The 15,214-nt window shown below is 69.4% G+C and carries 13 protein-coding genes; 6 read left to right on the forward strand and 7 right to left on the reverse strand.

The features are described 5' to 3' along the window. The first annotated feature begins 22 nt into the window (after positions 1 to 22). The 5 genes from ppk2 (at position 23) to KL771_RS21730 (ending at position 4,821) form a co-directional block, all read left to right on the forward strand. Positions 23 to 1,057: a polyphosphate kinase 2 gene (gene ppk2 / locus KL771_RS21710; RefSeq protein ID WP_261970594.1), complete on the forward strand. Its 1,035-nt coding sequence runs from the start codon at positions 23 to 25 to the stop codon at positions 1,055 to 1,057. Further along, the gene (locus tag KL771_RS21715) at positions 1,054 to 2,370 is read left to right on the forward strand and encodes a glycosyltransferase family 4 protein (protein WP_261970595.1); all 1,317 of its coding nucleotides are present in this window, start codon (positions 1,054 to 1,056) and stop codon (positions 2,368 to 2,370) included. The genes ppk2 and KL771_RS21715 overlap by 4 nt, the downstream gene beginning before the upstream one ends. A gap of 140 nt (positions 2,371 to 2,510) precedes the next feature. Further along, entirely contained in the window at positions 2,511 to 3,098 is a 588-nt protein-coding gene (locus KL771_RS21720; RefSeq protein WP_054358677.1) for an ANTAR domain-containing response regulator, read from the forward strand. Positions 3,099 to 3,131: 33 nt separating this feature from the next. Next, positions 3,132 to 4,382, forward strand: coding sequence for a CmpA/NrtA family ABC transporter substrate-binding protein (locus tag KL771_RS21725; RefSeq protein ID WP_261970596.1), 1,251 nt, complete (start codon positions 3,132 to 3,134; stop codon positions 4,380 to 4,382). Between the two features lie 70 nt (positions 4,383 to 4,452). After that, entirely contained in the window at positions 4,453 to 4,821 is a 369-nt protein-coding gene (locus tag KL771_RS21730; protein ID WP_261970597.1) for a hypothetical protein, read from the forward strand. A 1,396-nt stretch (positions 4,822 to 6,217) separates the two neighbouring features. Here KL771_RS21730 and KL771_RS21735 read toward each other — a convergent pair. Together KL771_RS21735 and KL771_RS21740 are read right to left on the reverse strand one after the other, a co-directional pair. After that, the gene (locus KL771_RS21735) at positions 6,218 to 6,973 is read right to left on the reverse strand and encodes a cobalt-precorrin-6A reductase (RefSeq protein ID WP_261970598.1); all 756 of its coding nucleotides are present in this window, start codon (positions 6,971 to 6,973) and stop codon (positions 6,218 to 6,220) included. After that, positions 6,961 to 7,914 carry a LysR family transcriptional regulator gene (locus KL771_RS21740; protein WP_261970599.1) on the reverse strand — a complete coding sequence of 318 codons (954 nt, stop codon included), beginning with the start codon at positions 7,912 to 7,914 and terminating at the stop codon, positions 6,961 to 6,963. The genes KL771_RS21735 and KL771_RS21740 overlap by 13 nt, the downstream gene beginning before the upstream one ends. Positions 7,915 to 8,136: 222 nt before the next feature. On the opposite strand from KL771_RS21740, the gene KL771_RS21745 reads away from it, so the two are divergent. Next, positions 8,137 to 8,400: a response regulator transcription factor gene (locus KL771_RS21745; RefSeq protein ID WP_261970600.1), complete on the forward strand. Its 264-nt coding sequence runs from the start codon at positions 8,137 to 8,139 to the stop codon at positions 8,398 to 8,400. 37 nt (positions 8,401 to 8,437) lie between these two features. Here KL771_RS21745 and KL771_RS21750 read toward each other — a convergent pair whose 3' ends face one another. The 5 genes from KL771_RS21750 to KL771_RS21770 form a co-directional block, all read right to left on the reverse strand. After that, entirely contained in the window at positions 8,438 to 9,205 is a 768-nt protein-coding gene (locus KL771_RS21750; protein WP_261970601.1) for an HAD family hydrolase, read from the reverse strand. A 188-nt stretch (positions 9,206 to 9,393) separates the two neighbouring features. Next, positions 9,394 to 9,555: a DUF1127 domain-containing protein gene (locus KL771_RS21755; RefSeq protein ID WP_261970602.1), complete on the reverse strand. Its 162-nt coding sequence runs from the start codon at positions 9,553 to 9,555 to the stop codon at positions 9,394 to 9,396. 412 nt (positions 9,556 to 9,967) lie between these two features. Further along, positions 9,968 to 12,043 (reverse strand): ATP-dependent helicase, encoded by a 2,076-nt coding sequence (locus tag KL771_RS21760; RefSeq protein WP_261970603.1) that lies wholly within the window; start codon positions 12,041 to 12,043, stop codon positions 9,968 to 9,970. Positions 12,044 to 12,227: 184 nt separating this feature from the next. Then, positions 12,228 to 13,946, reverse strand: coding sequence for an ABC transporter permease subunit (locus tag KL771_RS21765; RefSeq protein WP_261970604.1), 1,719 nt, complete (start codon positions 13,944 to 13,946; stop codon positions 12,228 to 12,230). Next, positions 13,943 to 14,965, reverse strand: coding sequence for an ABC transporter ATP-binding protein (locus tag KL771_RS21770; protein WP_261970605.1), 1,023 nt, complete (start codon positions 14,963 to 14,965; stop codon positions 13,943 to 13,945). The genes KL771_RS21765 and KL771_RS21770 overlap by 4 nt, the downstream gene beginning before the upstream one ends. Positions 14,966 to 15,214 lie beyond the last annotated feature (249 nt).

Genomic DNA, 15,214 nt, shown 5'->3' on the forward strand with positions numbered 1-15,214 from the left:
GGATCACATTGGGGAATCGCGCATGGCCAAGGACCGCACGGACAAGAAGGACAAGAAAGGCGACAAGCGTAAGAAGGACGACGAGGCATCGGCCGCCCCTGTCCTCGCGCAGTCTCCGGCGGTCGCGGACGCCGCCACGGCGCCGGCAGGTGCGAATCCGGGCGGCGGGAACGGGGTGGCGACCGATGCGGCCCCGAACGGCAAGCCGGCCAAGAATGGCAAGTCCTTCAACCTCGACGATCCGGCGCTGCCCAAGTCCGTCGCCGAGAAGGCGCTCAGCTCCGGCGGCTATCCCTACGACAAGACGATGCCGGACGGCGACTACGAGACCGCGATAGAGGCGCTGCAGATCGAACTCGTCAAGCTGCAGCAATGGACCATCGCGGCCGGCGAGCGGATCGTGATCGTGTTCGAGGGCCGCGACGCTGCCGGCAAGGGCGGCACCATCGGCGCCTTCCGGGAATATATGAGCCCGCGCCGCACGCGCGTCGTCGCCCTGCCCAAGCCGACCGAGACCGAGGCCGGGCAGTGGTATTTCCAGCGCTATGCGGTGCACATGCCGACGCGCGGCGAGATCGTGATGTTCGATCGCTCCTGGTACAACCGTGCCGGGGTCGAACGCGTGATGAACTTCTGCACACCCGAACAGACCGAGCAGTTCCTCAAGGAAGCCCCCCGCTTCGAGGACATGCTGATCGACGAAGGCCTGCACCTCGTCAAATTCTTCATCGATGTCGGCTACGAGATGCAGCTGAAGCGCTTCCATGAGCGCCGGCACAATCCCCTGAAAGTCTGGAAGGTTTCACCGATCGACTATGCGGCGATCGAGAAATATGCGGACTACACCCGAGCGCGCGATCGCATGCTGGAGACGACCCACACGGATCATGCGCCCTGGATGCTGCTGCTCGGCAACGACAAGAAGCGGCTGCGGCTGAACGCCCTGCGGCACCTGCTCGGCCTGTTCGACTATCCGGGCAAGAACCGCACCGTCATCGGCGATATCGACCCGAAGATCCTCGGCCGCGAGCCCGGCTTCCTGACGGGCCGCGCATGAGCCGTCCCGCCGGGACCCTGTTCGACGGCCCGATCCATTTCGACGCCTCGCGCTTGATCGCGCGCGGGGTGCGGTCGAGTCCGACCGGGATCGACCGGGTCGATCTCGCCTATGCGCGCCATCTCCTGGATACAGGGGCCGATCTGCGGCCGGTCGCCTGGCTCGGCGGCACCCTGCGGACCGTCGAGCCCGCCGCCCTTGCCGCCTATCTGCAGCGCCTTGCCGGACACTGGAACGGCGGCACGGCAGCCGATCGCGCAGGTCCGGTGGCGGGCGAGGCGCGGATCGCCGGCTTTCTTCGCGGTGAACGGGTCGCACGCTACCGACCGCCAACGCCGCCATCGCCATTCGGCCGCCTCGTCCGGCAGGCCGTCGGCACGGCCGGCGGGCTTGCCGACCGCACCCTGACCCGCGACGGCTTCAAGCCGCGGCCGGTATTCCGGCCGGGTCCGGCGGGCGGCACCTATCTCAACGTCTCGCACCACCATCTGGAGAAGCCGGCGCTCTTTGCCGCCCTCGGCCCGGCGCCGCAGACCGTGATCTTCGTCCACGACCTGATCCCGATCGACCATCCGGAATATTGCCGACCGGGCGACGACGCCAAGCATCGCGCCCGGATGCGCAACGTCGTTGCCCATGCCGACCGGGTGCTGGTCAATTCCGCCTTCACGGCCGATCGCCTGCAGGCCTTCGCGGCCACCTGCGGGAAGGTCGACCTGCCGGTGACCGTGGCCCCGCTCGGCATCGACCGGCCGCCGCCGGCCGATGCGGCGCCGTTCCCGGCGGCACGGCCCTATTTCGTGACGGTCGGCACCATCGAGGCGCGCAAGAACCACCTGCTGCTGCTCAACATCTGGCGGCGCCTCGCCGAGACCCTCGGCCCGGACGCCCCGCGCCTGGTCGTGATCGGCCGGCGCGGCTGGGAGATCGAGGCGGTGATCGACATGCTGGAGCGCTCGCCGCCGCTGGAGGATACCGTGCTCGAAACCGGCCCGGTCGGCGACTGCCTGCTCGCCCGCCTGATGGCCGGCGCGCGCGCGCTGCTGATGCCCTCCTTCACCGAGGGGTTCGGCCTGCCGGTCGCCGAGGCGCTCGCCGCCGGCGTGCCGGTGATCGCCTCCGACATCCCGGCCCACCGCGAAATCGCCGGCACCGTCCCGGAGCTGCTCGATCCGCTCGACGGCCCCGCCTGGATCCGTGCGGTGACCGACTACGCCGCCGACCCGTCGGACCGCCGCGCCGCCCAGACGGCCCGGATGGCCGACTACCGAGCCCCCGACTGGGCGAGGCATTTCCGGTTGGCGCACATATGAGTTCCGAACCACAGTCTCGAACAGGGTTTGTGACTTCCGGGCCGGTCGACGGGGCTGCCTCGATTCCGAAAAGAGCGATGCAGTCCGCCTTGCACTGCAACAACTCCTGGCGATACTAGCGCGAAGGAGACTTGCGCCGCGTGGTCGACACCCATCTCACCATCCTGGTCATCGACGAGAATCCGGTCCGCAGCGCCATCCTGGAGGATGGGCTGCGCGAGGCCGGCTACGAGAATATCGTGCGGCTGGACACGACGCAGGAACTGCTTCGGCGGGTCTTCGCGATCGATCCGGACGTGATCCTGATCGACCTCGCCAATCCGAGCCGCGACGTGCTGGAGCAGATGTTCCAGGTCAGCCGCACGGTGAAGCGCCCTGTGGCCATGTTCGTCGACCAGTCGGATACGGCCATGATCGAGGCCTCTGTCGATGCCGGCGTCTCGGCCTATATCGTCGATGGACTGCGCAAGGAGCGCGTCAAGCCGATCCTCGACATGACCGTGTCGCGCTTCAATGCCTTCGACCGGCTGGCGCGCGAACTCGAACAGGCTCGAACCGAACTGGCCGAACGCAAGGTGATCGAACGCGCCAAGGGCATCCTGATGAAGACGCGCGGCATCCCCGAAGAGGAGGCGTACGCGCTGCTGCGCAAGACGGCGATGAACGAAAAGAAGAAGCTGGTGGAAATCGCGCAGAGCGTGGTCACAGCCGCCTCGCTGCTCGGCTGAGGGTCGGAGATGGGGCCGAAGGGAGACGAAGGGGTGCAGGAGAGCGAGGATCACGCGAGTGCGGCCGCCGCCGCCCTGGTCGCTCCGGCGACGGTGTCGGGGACGCTTCTGCGCGTCGGCTTCATCCCGCTGGTCGACTGCGCGCCCCTGATCGTCGCGCACGAGAAGGGTTTTGCGGCGGCGCAGGGTCTGCGGCTCGATCTCGTGCGCGAGACCTCCTGGGCCAATATCCGCGACCGGGTCGCGCTCGGCCATTTCGATGCCGCCCACATGCTGGCGCCGATGACCATCGCCGCCACGCTCGGGCTCGGCCACCTGAAGGCGCCGATGGTGACGCCCTTCGTGCTCAATCTCGGCGGCAACGCCATCGCGATCACGACCGCACTCGCCGACGCGATTCCCGGCGGGCCGGGCGAACGGCCGCTACACGACCCGCTCGCCGCCGCCCGCGCCTTCGCCCAGGCGGTCCGCACCCGCGCAAAGGCTGGCGCGCCCGCGCCGGCGCTCGCCATGGTCTATCCCTTTTCGGGCCAGAACTACGAACTGCGCTTCTGGCTCGCCGCCGGCGGCCTCGACCCCGATCGCGACGTGCGCATGGTCGTCGTGCCGCCGCCTTTCATGGTCGACGCCATGAAGACCGGTCAGGTCGACGGCATCTGCGTCGGCGCGCCCTGGCCGAGCCTCGCCGTCGATACCGGCCTCGGCGCCATCGTCGGCGTCAAATCCGAGATCTGGCCCTATGCGCCCGAGAAGGTGGTCGGCATGCGCGAAGCCTGGGCGGAGCGCCATCCGTCCGAACTCGCCGCCCTGATCCGGGCACTCGATCGGGCGGCGGCCTGGTGCGACGATCGCGACAACGCGGCCGAACTGGCCGAAATGCTCGGCCGGACGCACTATCTCGACGTTGCCGCCGACGTGATCGCGCGCAGCCTGACCCATGCGCTGGTCACCGATACCGGCGCGCCCGCCGTGCCGGTGCCCGACTACATCCTGTTCCACGGCCATGGCGCCAACCGCCCCGAGACGGCCGACGCCCTCTGGTTCGCCTCCCAGATGCTGCGCTGGGGCCAGGTCACCGACGACCCCGAAGCCGTGTTCGCCGCGGCGCGTCGCAGCGTCCGGCCGGATCTCTACGATGCCGCGCTCGGCCGCGGCAGCGCGGTTCGGGCGAAGGGCGGCTTCGCGCTCTTCGACGGCATCCCCTTCGACCCCGCCGATCCGCTCAGCTATCTCGCCCGCCACGCCGTCCGTGCCGCAACACCGGGCGCCGAACCTTCCGACTGACAGGATTTGCCGCCCGACCGTGGCCACCGCGCCCTGGGCCAGGTGCGGCGGACATGCTATGGCGCGCGTCATGTCTGACGCCTCGTCCCCTGCCCGCCGGCCGCTCCGGCGCACCCTCGCCGCCGTTCTGATCGCGCTCGCCGCGGCGTCCGGTCCCGCCCGCGCCGCCGAGGTGAACGATCCCGAACTGACGCTGCTCTATCGGCTGGCCCTCTCCGCCGAAATGTGCGGCTTCACGGTCTCGCCGAAGCAGGCCGAGGCGATCGGCAAGGAAATGGACCGCCATATCCGCCGGCTGAACCTCTCCGACGACGACGCCGACGCGCTCTACAAGAAGATCGAAGCCGACATGGCCGCCGAGGACTGGGACAGGATCTGCGCCAAGACCGGCGCCTGGGCGAAGACCTACGCCGAGCAAATCCGCAAGTTCGGCAAATAGCGTCTGCACACGCCCCCCCAACCGGCACCGACCCACAATCGCGCGGCGCCCTCACCACCCGACACCACTTTTCACCGACGCTCCGGGATCCGGAGGTCAACATCCAACCCCGCAGCGCATTCCCGGCCGGAGCGTCAGCGGAGAGCCGGGACCCACTCTGCCGTCAACCTGCCGCAAGAGCTTGAATCGGTTGACGATCTGGATGCCGTTGCGGAGCGAGTAGGCCCCGGATCGGCGGCCCTTCGGGCCTTGTCCGGGGATGCGGCCGGGAGATCGGTTGGGAAATCAGCCGAGAGATCGGTTGGGAGCCCTCGCATGTGCGAAGGTCCGCGCCATCCCGCAGCGCATTCCCGGCCGCAGCGAAGCCGAGAGCCGGGACCCACTCTGCCGTCAACTTGCCGCAAGAGATTGAATCGGTTGACGATCTTGACGCCGCTGCAGGGCGAGTAGGCCTCAGATCGGCGGCCCTTCGGGCCTTGTCCGGGGATGCGACCGGGAGATCGGTTGGGAGCCCTCACATGTGCGAAGGTCCGCGCCATCTCGCAGCGCATTCCCGGCCGCAGCGAAGCGGAGAGCCGGGACCCACTCTGCCGTCAACTTGCCGCAAGAGCTTGAATCGGTTGGCGATCTGGATGCCGTTGCAGGGCGAGTAGGCCCCGGATCGGCAGCCCTTCGGGCCTTGTCCGGGGATGCGACCGAGGGATCGGCCGGGAGATCGGCCGGGAGATTGGCCGGGAGCCCTCGCATGTGCGAAGCTACGCGGCATCCCGCAGCGCATTCCCGGCCGCAGCGCAGCGGAGAGCCGGGATCCGCTCTGCCGTCAACTTGCCGCAAGAGCTTGAATCGGTTGACGATCTTGACGCCGTTGCGGAGCGAGTGGGCTCCGGATCGGCGGCCCTTCGGGCCTTGTCCGGGGATGCAACCGAGGGATCGGCCGGGAGATCGGTTGGGAGCCCCCGCATGTGCGAAGGTCTACGCCATCCCGCAGCGCATTCCCGGCCGCAGCGAAGCGGAGAGCCGGGACCCACTCTGCCGTCAACTTGCCGCAAGAGCTTGAATCGGTTGACGATCTTGACGCCGTTGCGGAGCGAGTAGGCCCCGGATCGGCGGCCCTTCGGGCCTTGTCCGGGGATGCTGCCGGGAGATCGGTTGGGAGATCGGTTGGAGATCGCTTGGGAGCCCTCGCATGTGTGAAGCTACGCGCCATCTCGCAGCGCATTCCCGGCCGCAGCGAAGCGGAGAGCCGGGATCCGCTCTCATCCCAACTTGTATCAAGCCATTGTTCTCACGTGCGATCCCGGTATCGCTGGCATGCGGATGGTTCCCGGATCGGTGGCATTCACGGGCCCTGTCCGGGCGTACGGCCTTGGCGCCGGGGCACCGATCCGGTGCGCGTTCAGCCTCGCGGCGCGGCGCGCCGATGCCGGTCCAGGAACGCAAGGACGGCGTCGGGATCGGTCAGCAGCGGCATGTCGGGCCGCGCAGGCGGGGTGACGAGGAGCACCGGCAGGCCGAGCCTGCGCGCCGCGGCGATCTTCGGGTAGGTGGCCGCGCCGCCCGAATTCTTGGTCACCAGCACGTCGATGCGCTCGCCGCGCATCAGCGCCGTCTCGCCCGCCTCGTCGAAAGGGCCGCGATCGAGGATCAGCCGGCTGTCCGGCGGCAGGTCTTCGGCCGGCGGCGGGTCGATGCTGCGGATCACATAATGGTGCTGCGGCGCGGCACGGAAATCGGCGACGCCGAGCCGGCCGATGGTCAGCAGCACCCGCCGCGCTTCCGTCCCCAGAGCCGCGGCGGCGGCGGCATTGTCGGCGACCTCGGTCCACCGATCGCCCGGCACGCGCTGCCAGGGCGGGCGCGAATGGGCGCAGAGCGGCACGTCGGCGATGCGGCAGGCCTCGGCGGCATGGCGCGACATGACCGCCGCGAAGGGATGCGTTGCGTCGACGACCGCCTCGATCGCCTCGGCGCGCAGATAGGCGACGAGCCCCGCGACGCCGCCGAAGCCGCCGCTCCGGGTCGGGATCGGCTGGCGCGCCGGGGCCTCGGTCCGGCCGGCGAGCGACAGGACCGGCGCGAGATCGGACCGTCCGGCCACGAGCCGCGCCAGCCGGCTCGCCTCCGTGGTGCCGCCCAGGATCAGGACCCGCATTGAGCGGTCTCCGACGCGTCGCGGCCCACACCCGGCAGGGACAGGCCCGGCAGGAACAGGCGGTGTTCGGCCTCGACGCAGTCGCGGATGAAATCGGCGGTGACGCGGATTCGGGCGAGATCGCGCGTATCCTGGTGCATGATCAGCCAGAAGCTGCGCATCACTTCGACCTCCTCGGGCAGCACGCGGACAAGCGCCGGAAAGCCGGCGGCGAGGAAGTCGGGCAGCAGGCAGAGCCCGGTGCCGGCCAGGGTGGCGTTGAGCTGGGCGATCAGGTTGGAACTGGTGAAGCGCGGCTTCAGCCCGGTGCCGATCTCGGTCAGCATCTCGAATTCGGGCGCGTGGATCAGGTCCTGGATATAGCCGATGCCGCGATGGCGGCGCAGGTCGGCGGCCGACTGCGGATGGCCGCGTTCGGCGAAATAGGCCTCGGTCGCGTAGAGATGCAGGCTGTAGTCGGTCAGCTTGCGGCCGACCAGCCGGCCGGCCTCCGGGATCGACAGGCCGATGGCGATGTCGGCCTCGCGCCGCGACAGGTTGAACGGGCGCAGCACCGCCACGACCTGCACTTCGAGCGAGGGATGGGCGCGGCACAGGGCGCCGATGCGCGGGGCCAGGAACATCGTGCCGAAGCCGTCGGGGACACCGATCCGCACCGTGCCGGAGAGTTCCAGATCGACCCCGCCGACATCGCCCTGCGCGCCGTAGACGGCCGATTCCATCGCCTCGACCCGCGCCAGCAGGCGCTCGCCGGCATCGTTCAGCTGATAGCCGCGCGGCGAGCGGTCGAACAGGTGCGCGGCCAGGCTGCGCTCCAGCCGGGCGATGCGCCGGCCGACGGTGGCATGGTCGAGACCCAGCTGCTGGCCGGCCCGGCTGATCTGGCCGCTACGCGCCACCGCCAGGAATACCTGGAAATCTCCCCAATCCGGTCGCGCCACGGCAGCCCCATTGTGCAGGAATGCACATTAGGTCGCGAATCATTCGGCTACAAGGGCCAGGGTCGCACTGCTACCCCAACCTCAGGACTCCGGGAAAAACCCGGCGGCCGCTCCAGCCGCCGCCATGGCATCCCCAGACGCCGTCGCGCCAGGACTGGACCACCCGACCGGCCGCGGCCGTGGGCAGGACAAGGCCGTATCCGTCGCGTTTGGAGGAAGCTGATGTCCCTGGTCGAGGCTGCATCCGATACCCCGTCCCGCCGCCTGTCGGCCCGCGAGGCCGATCCGCTCGCCGATCTGACCACCCAGCAGCGCCGCGCCATCGAACTTCTGGCCGAGGGCCTGCTCAACAAGCAGATCGCGCACCGCATGGGCATCAGCGCCTCGACCGCCAAGGCCCATATCAGTGCGGCCTATCGTGCGCTCGGCGTCACAGGCCGGATCGGCGCCGTCACGCTGCTCGCCCGCGCCGGCCGGATGGGCTGAACGCCCGTCCCGCGGTCCCGACGGACGGTTCCAAACGTCAGGACGCCAGCCGGATCGCGTGGATGTCGGGCACGATCACGTCGGCATGGCCGGCGAAGTGATCCGCCCGGCTGGTCCCCGACAGTACGCCGACCGCCAGCGCGGCTCCGGCGCGCCGGGCCGTGACCATGTCGCCGGCGCTGTCGCCGACCATCAGCACGCGGGACGGATCGACGCCGGCAAGCGCCGCGAGATGCAGCAGGCCGTCCGGCTCCGGCTTGGCGGGGATCGGGTCGTCGCCGCACACCATCGCGTCGACCAGTCGCTCGACGCCGAGAATCGGCAGCGTCGCGACCGTGCCGAGCCGGTCGTCGGTGGTCAGGATCGAGATCCGCGCGCCGGCCGCCACAAGGCCACGCATCAGGCCGGCCACATCGCCGACCGGGCGGATTTCGGTCGTCGTCGGCGGCGCCTGAAAGACCGGCCGGAAGGCGCGTCCGGCGATCGTCTCGGCCTCGTGCCAGGGCCGTCCGTGCCGATAGAGCACGGCGGCACAGACGATACTCAGCGCCGGGATCGACGCCACCGCCAGCGGGCTTTCCGGCACGACGCGCCGGGAGACCGGGTCGGCCCCGAGCATGCGATAGAGATCCGCCTCCAGCGCGGCGTCATGCGCCGCCCCCGCGTTCGCCTCGTCGAGTGTCGCTGCGATCGCAGCGATCATCTTGCCGGCCCAGAGGTGGTCGAAATCGATCAGCGTGCCGTCCTTGTCAAAGACGACCAGATCGATGTCGCGGACATGGCCGGCAATGTCGAGACGGGGCAAGGGGGGGCTCGCAGATGGAGGGGCGACGGTTCGGGTCCAACCCTACCGGCTTCGCCCGGCCCGCGAAAGCCGACCGAGCGGCCCGGTTCGGTGCCGGAGGCACGCGGTGTTTCGCACATGCGAAAGCCCGCCGGCGCAGAACGCGGGCGGGCTTTCGAAAAAGTTCGGATCGCTTTCGGACCGGACGATCAACGACCGCCGCGGACGATCTCCTGGATACGGCCGCGCTCGACGCCGATGTCCTGCAGCTGACGGTCGTCCAGCGCGGCAAGCTGGCGGACGGCCTCGCGATAGCTGTGATAGCGCTCGAGCGAAGTGCGGATGTTGGAAGCGAAGCGGGAGAGCGACATGGTGACACCTGCGGGTTCGGTTTGGTTCGAATTTGTCGTGCAGCACATCGTCCGTATCGGGTGCGCTGCAACATGATGCGTAGATAGTCCTTTTGACCGTTTGGGAAAAGTGACGAGTTCGTAAGCGCTGCCATGGCCAAACTGCATGGCTAAAGGGCAGGCTGTTCAGAAAATGTTCATTTCTCGCATATCTAATGGGCGAATGTGCCGGAGTCCGACCGCCGGCCGAATCGGCCGCGCGAAAGGGCCAGCTTGAAATCCTGAGAACCGCGACCGGCCGCCCGTGCGCCGGCGGCATCAGGATCGGCGGGTTTCGTATGTCGCCGTGAACCGTCCCTTGCCGCTCAGCGCACTCACAAGCAATGTCCGCGAGCCAATCCGATAGCGGCCACCGGTCGGGGTGGCGCCACCCCTATCGCCACATGCCGCGCATGCGGGCGGCCATGTCGAGGCGGACGGAGAGTTCGGGCCGGGTGCCGCGGACGGACAGGGATTCCGGGGCCGGCCAGGCGACGAGTTCGAAATGCGGCAGGATGGCGCCCGGGATGAAGCGGGTGCGGGCGGCGGTGACGTGGCGGTCGCCGCCGGAGGGCTGGCCGTGGGTATAGAAGCGCTGCGGCGTGACCAGGGCGAGCCGGTCCTTGGCGCGCGTCATGGCGACATAGAGCAGGCGCCGCTCCTCCTCGATTTCCTCCGACGACCCGGTGGCGAGATCGGACGGCAGGCAGCCGTCGACCGCATTGAGCAGGAAGACCTGGGCCCATTCCTGGCCCTTGGCCGAATGGATCGTCGACAGGATCAGATAGTCCTCGTCCTTCAGCGGCGGACCGGATTCGTCGCTGGCGGCGGCCGGCGGGTCGAGGGTCAGTTCGGTCATGAAGCGTTCGCGCGTCGGGAAGCCGGCGGCGATCCGCTCCAGCTGGTCGAGATCGGCGCTGCGCGGCGCGGTGTCGTCATGCCGGCGCTCCAGATGCGGGCGGTACCAGCGCCGGATCAGATCGAGTTCCGCCGGCCAGTCCGCCTCGCGTGCGACGAGGCGCCGGTAGAGGGCGGCGAGATCGCGCCAGTCCTCGGCCGCGCGGGCCGGCGGCTCGAAGCTCTCGAGCGCTTCGGCCGGATCCTCGGCCTCGGCGACGCGGTCGAGCGCGCGGCCGGCATGGGCCGGGCCGATGCCGGGCAGGATCTGGATGACGCGGAAGCCGGCGACCCGGTCGCGCGGGTTCTCGGCGAAGCGCAGCAGCGCCAGCAGGTCCTTGACATGGGCGGCATCGAGGAATTTCAGCCCGCCGAATTTCACGAAGGGGATGTTGCGCCGGGCCAGTTCGATTTCGAGCGGGCCGGAATGGTGCGACGTCCGGAACAGAACCGCCTGGTCCTTCAGCACCGTGCCGGCCTCGCGCGCCTCCAGCACGCGTTCGGCGACGAAGCGGGCCTGATCGGCCTCGTCGCGCACCGTGACCAGTTCCGGCCGGCCGCCGCCGGTCCGGTCGGACCACAGTTCCTTGGCAAAGCGCTCGCTGGCGAGCCCGATCACCGCGTTGGACGCCGCCAGGATCGGGCGGGTCGAGCGGTAGTTCCGGGCCAGCGTGACGACCCTGGCCGGCGGCTCGAACTGGCCGGGGAAGTCGAGGATGTTGCGCACCGTCGCGGCGCGGAACGAATAGATCGACTGGGCGTCGTCGCCGACCACCGTCACGCCGCGCCCGTCCGGCTTCAGGCCCGTGAGGATCGCGCCCTGCAGCCTGTTGGTGTCCTGGTATTCGTCGACCAGCACATGGTCGAACCGGCCGCCGAGATCGGCTGCCAGCGTCGGGTCCCCGAGCAAGCCGGCCCAATAGAGCAGCAGGTCGTCATAGTCGAGCACGTTATGCTTCTGCTTGGTCTCGACATACAGACCGAACAGCCGCTTCAGGTCATCCTCCCACTCGACGCACCAGGGATAGTGGGCACGCAAGGTCTGGCCGAGTTCCGCCTCGGCATTGACCACGCGCGAATAGATCGCCACGCAGGTCTGCTTGGTCGGGAAGCGGCTGGTCTTGGCGGAGAGGCCGAGATCGTGGCGGACGAGGTTCATCAGGTCCGCGGAATCGTCGCGGTCGTGGATCGTGAAGGCCGGATCGAGGCCGAGTTCGCGCGCATAGTCGCGTAAGATTCGGGCGCCGATGGCGTGGAAGGTGCCCGCCCACGCAACCGTCGCCGCCGAGGCGGCGGCCTCGCCGAGCGTCTGGCGCAGGATGCGCTCGACCCGCCGCGCCATTTCGGCGGCGGCGCGGCGCGAAAAGGTCAAGAGCAGCAGCCGGCGCGGATCGGCGCCGTTCAGGATCAGGTGCCCGACCCGGTGGGCGAGCGTCGCCGTCTTGCCCGACCCGGCCCCGGCGATGACCAGCAGCGGGCCGGCCGGCGCCGCGGCGCCGTTCCCGGCCTCCAGGCCGTGCTCGACGGCGGCGCGCTGGTCGGGATTGAGCGTCTCGAGATGGGCCTGCGTCATTGTCCCCGTGCGGTCGCCTGCGCGAGCCGGCACTGTTGCCGATTCTGGTTTTGTTCGCAAGCGACGGCTCGAATGTCGGGCTTCTGCCGTCCGGTCGGAGGCCGGCCGGGCGATAGGCAGGCTCGATCCCCCGCGGCCGGTCCCCCGGTCGCGATGGGAGAGCCTCCGCCTGGGCAATGCCCGCTCAGGCGCCGGGCCGGGCCGGCCGCGCGAACAGGCGTTCGACGACCTTCAGGATGGCCAGGGCGGCCAGCACGACGGCCATGATCAGGGTCGAGAAGGCGGCGGCGTGGGTGGTCGAGCCGGCATCGTCGAGCAGCATGACGGTGGCGGCGGCGAGGCCGGTGCCCGGCGAGATCAGGAAGATGATCGCCGACAGGGTGACCATCGAGCGCATGAAGAAGAAGACGCCGACGGAAATCAGGGTCGGCAGCACCAGCGGCACGGTGACATGGCGCAGCGTGTCGAAGGCGCTGCCGCCGAGACAGCTCGACGCCTCGTCGAAGCTCTTCGAGATCTGCCGGAGGCTGGTCGAGGCGGTCAGGAGACCTTGCGAGAAATAGTGGAACACGTTGCAGATCGCGAGCATCAGTAGCGTGTCGTAGACGAGCGCCATCACGCCGCCGGCGGCATTGAAGGCGAACACGTAAGCCAAGCCGAGCACCATGCCGGGGATCGCCGCCGGCAGGAGGCCGAGCGCGTTGACGACGCGGCCGACCGGCCCCTTGTCCTTGGCCACCACCCAGGCGGCGGCCGCGGCCAGCACGACGCCGATGCCGGCCGCCATCAGGGAGACGATGACGCTGTTCCAGAGCGACTGCAGCCCATTCTGGGCCGTGTTCTGGGTGTAGTTGTTGAGCGTGAAGGTCATGTTGTAGGGCCAGGTCTTGACGAAGCTGGCATAGATGACGATGCCGACCACGGCCAGGATCGGGATGGCGATCAGGATCGCGGCCGCCAGCATGGCGCCGTCGAAGAGCGGCGCCCGGCGCGGCACCAGCGGCACCGAGCGGTCGCCGACCAGCGCGAACTGGCGGCGGTTCGCGATCCGCTCGATCTGGAAGGCGAACAACGCCGGCAGCAGCAGCACGATCGCCACCACCGAGCCGAGCTGGAAATTCATCTGGCCGGAGACCTGATTGTAGATCTCGTTGGCGAGCACCGTGTAGTCGCCGCCGATCACCATCGGATTGCCGAAATCCGTGATCGCGATGGTGAAGACCAGGAAGGCCGCCGCCAGCAGGCCGAACTTCACGCCCGGCAGCGTCACGTCGAAGAACTTGCGTACCGGGCCGGCGCCGAGCACCGTCGCGGCCTCGTAGGGGCGCGCATCGGCGACCGAAAGCGCCGTCACCAGCAGGAGGACGGCCTGGGGGAAGCAGTAGAGCACGTCCGCCGTGACCACGCCCCAGAAGCCGTAGATCTTGATGTCGAGCCCGAAGGTGCGGTTGATGATGCCGTTGCGGCCGAACAGGAAGACCAGGCCGAGCGCCTGGACGAGCGACGGCGCGAAGACCGGCAGCAGCGCGATGCCGTGGAACAGCCACTTCATCGGCATCGCCGAACGGGTCAGCGCATAGGCATAGACGAAGGCGAGCACGACCGTGATCACCGTCACGGTCACCGACACCGCCAGACTGTGGCCGACGATGGTCCAGAATTTCGGTGCCGCGAAGACCTTGACGTAATTGTCGATCCCGTAGCCGCCGCCGACCGCGACGCTCTTCAGGAAGACGACGATCATCGGCCAGCCGACGAAGATCGCCAGGCCGGCCAGAACCGCGAGGCCGACCAGCTTCAGGAACAGCCGGTCGCCATCGAAGGCGCCGGCGCCGCGCCCCATGCCGGGGCCATGCCCCGCGCCGGGGGCCGTCGAGGTCGTCGCCGAGGCGGGCGCGGTCACGGGCGCAGCTCCGTCACCCGCACGACCGGCAGATGCACCGCGACCGCCTTGCCGACTGGTTCGACGGCGCCGCCGGCGCGATCGGCGATGATCTCGACGCCGCCAGCATCGACCACGGTGCGGGTGGTCGCGCCGAGGAAGTGGCTCGACTTGACCCGGCCCTGGAAGCGGTTCGGCCCCTCGGCCCCCGCAGGCTCGAGGGCGACATGTTCGGGTCGGATGCCGGCCGTGCTGCCCTCGGTCGGAGCCCGGTCGCCCTCGACCAGCAGCGGCGCGCCGAGACGGTCGCGGTCGGCGGGGCCGAGAAAATTCATGTGGCCGACGAATTCGGCGACGAAGCGCGTCTTCGGATGCAGGTAGATGCGCTCCGGGGCGTCCTCCTGCTCGATCCGGCCGGCACGCATCAGAACGACCCGGTCGGCCACCGCCAGCGCCTCCTCCTGGTCGTGGGTGACCATCAGGGTCGGCACGCCGATGCGCTGCTGCAGGGCGCGGATTTCGTCGCGCAGCTGCAGGCGCACTTTGGCGTCCAGCGCCGACAGCGGCTCGTCGAGGAGCAAAAGTTTCGGCTCGACGGCGAGCGCACGGGCGAGCGCCACGCGCTGCTGCTGGCCGCCGGACAACTCGTGCGGAAAGCGGCCGGCGATCTGCGGCAGTTCGACGAGCGCCAGCAGGGACTTGACCCGTTCCTCGATGGTCGCCCGCGCGACCTTCCGGAGCTTCAGCCCATAGCCGACATTCTCGGCGACGGTCAGGTTCGGAAACAGCGAATAGGACTGGAAGACGATGCCGAAGCCGCGCCGCCGGGCCGGCACGGCGGTCAGGTCGGTGCCGTCCAGATCGACCCGGCCGTCGGAGGCATCGTCGAGACCGGCGACGATCCGGAGCAGCGTAGTCTTGCCGCAGCCCGAGGGCCCGAGCAGGCAGACGAACTCGCCGTCCCGGATGTCGAGATCGACCCGGTCGAGCGCCGTGACGGTGCCGAAGCGCTTGGTGAGGGCTCGGATCGAAAGATGCACCGGCAGGCTCCTGGATCGGGCGGGAAAACGGCGCGGCGGCGCGTGGCGGCGGGCAGGCGAGACCGGTGCGGCGGCAGCCCCGACCGCCGGCTTGGTCGGCAAAGGCCGGCTCGGCCGGCGGTCAAGGCCGGCCATTCAAGGTGCGGACACGGGGCAGCGACCCGGAGCGGGTCGGAAATGCCCGTTCCGGAGCGCCACCGGACGCGGCGCCGGTCCGGTTTTTGGGGGGGCCGCCCCGCATCGGTACGG

Source organism: Prosthecodimorpha staleyi (genome assembly GCF_018729455.1).
GTDB classification, from domain to species: Bacteria; Pseudomonadota; Alphaproteobacteria; order Rhizobiales; family Ancalomicrobiaceae; genus Prosthecodimorpha; species Prosthecodimorpha staleyi.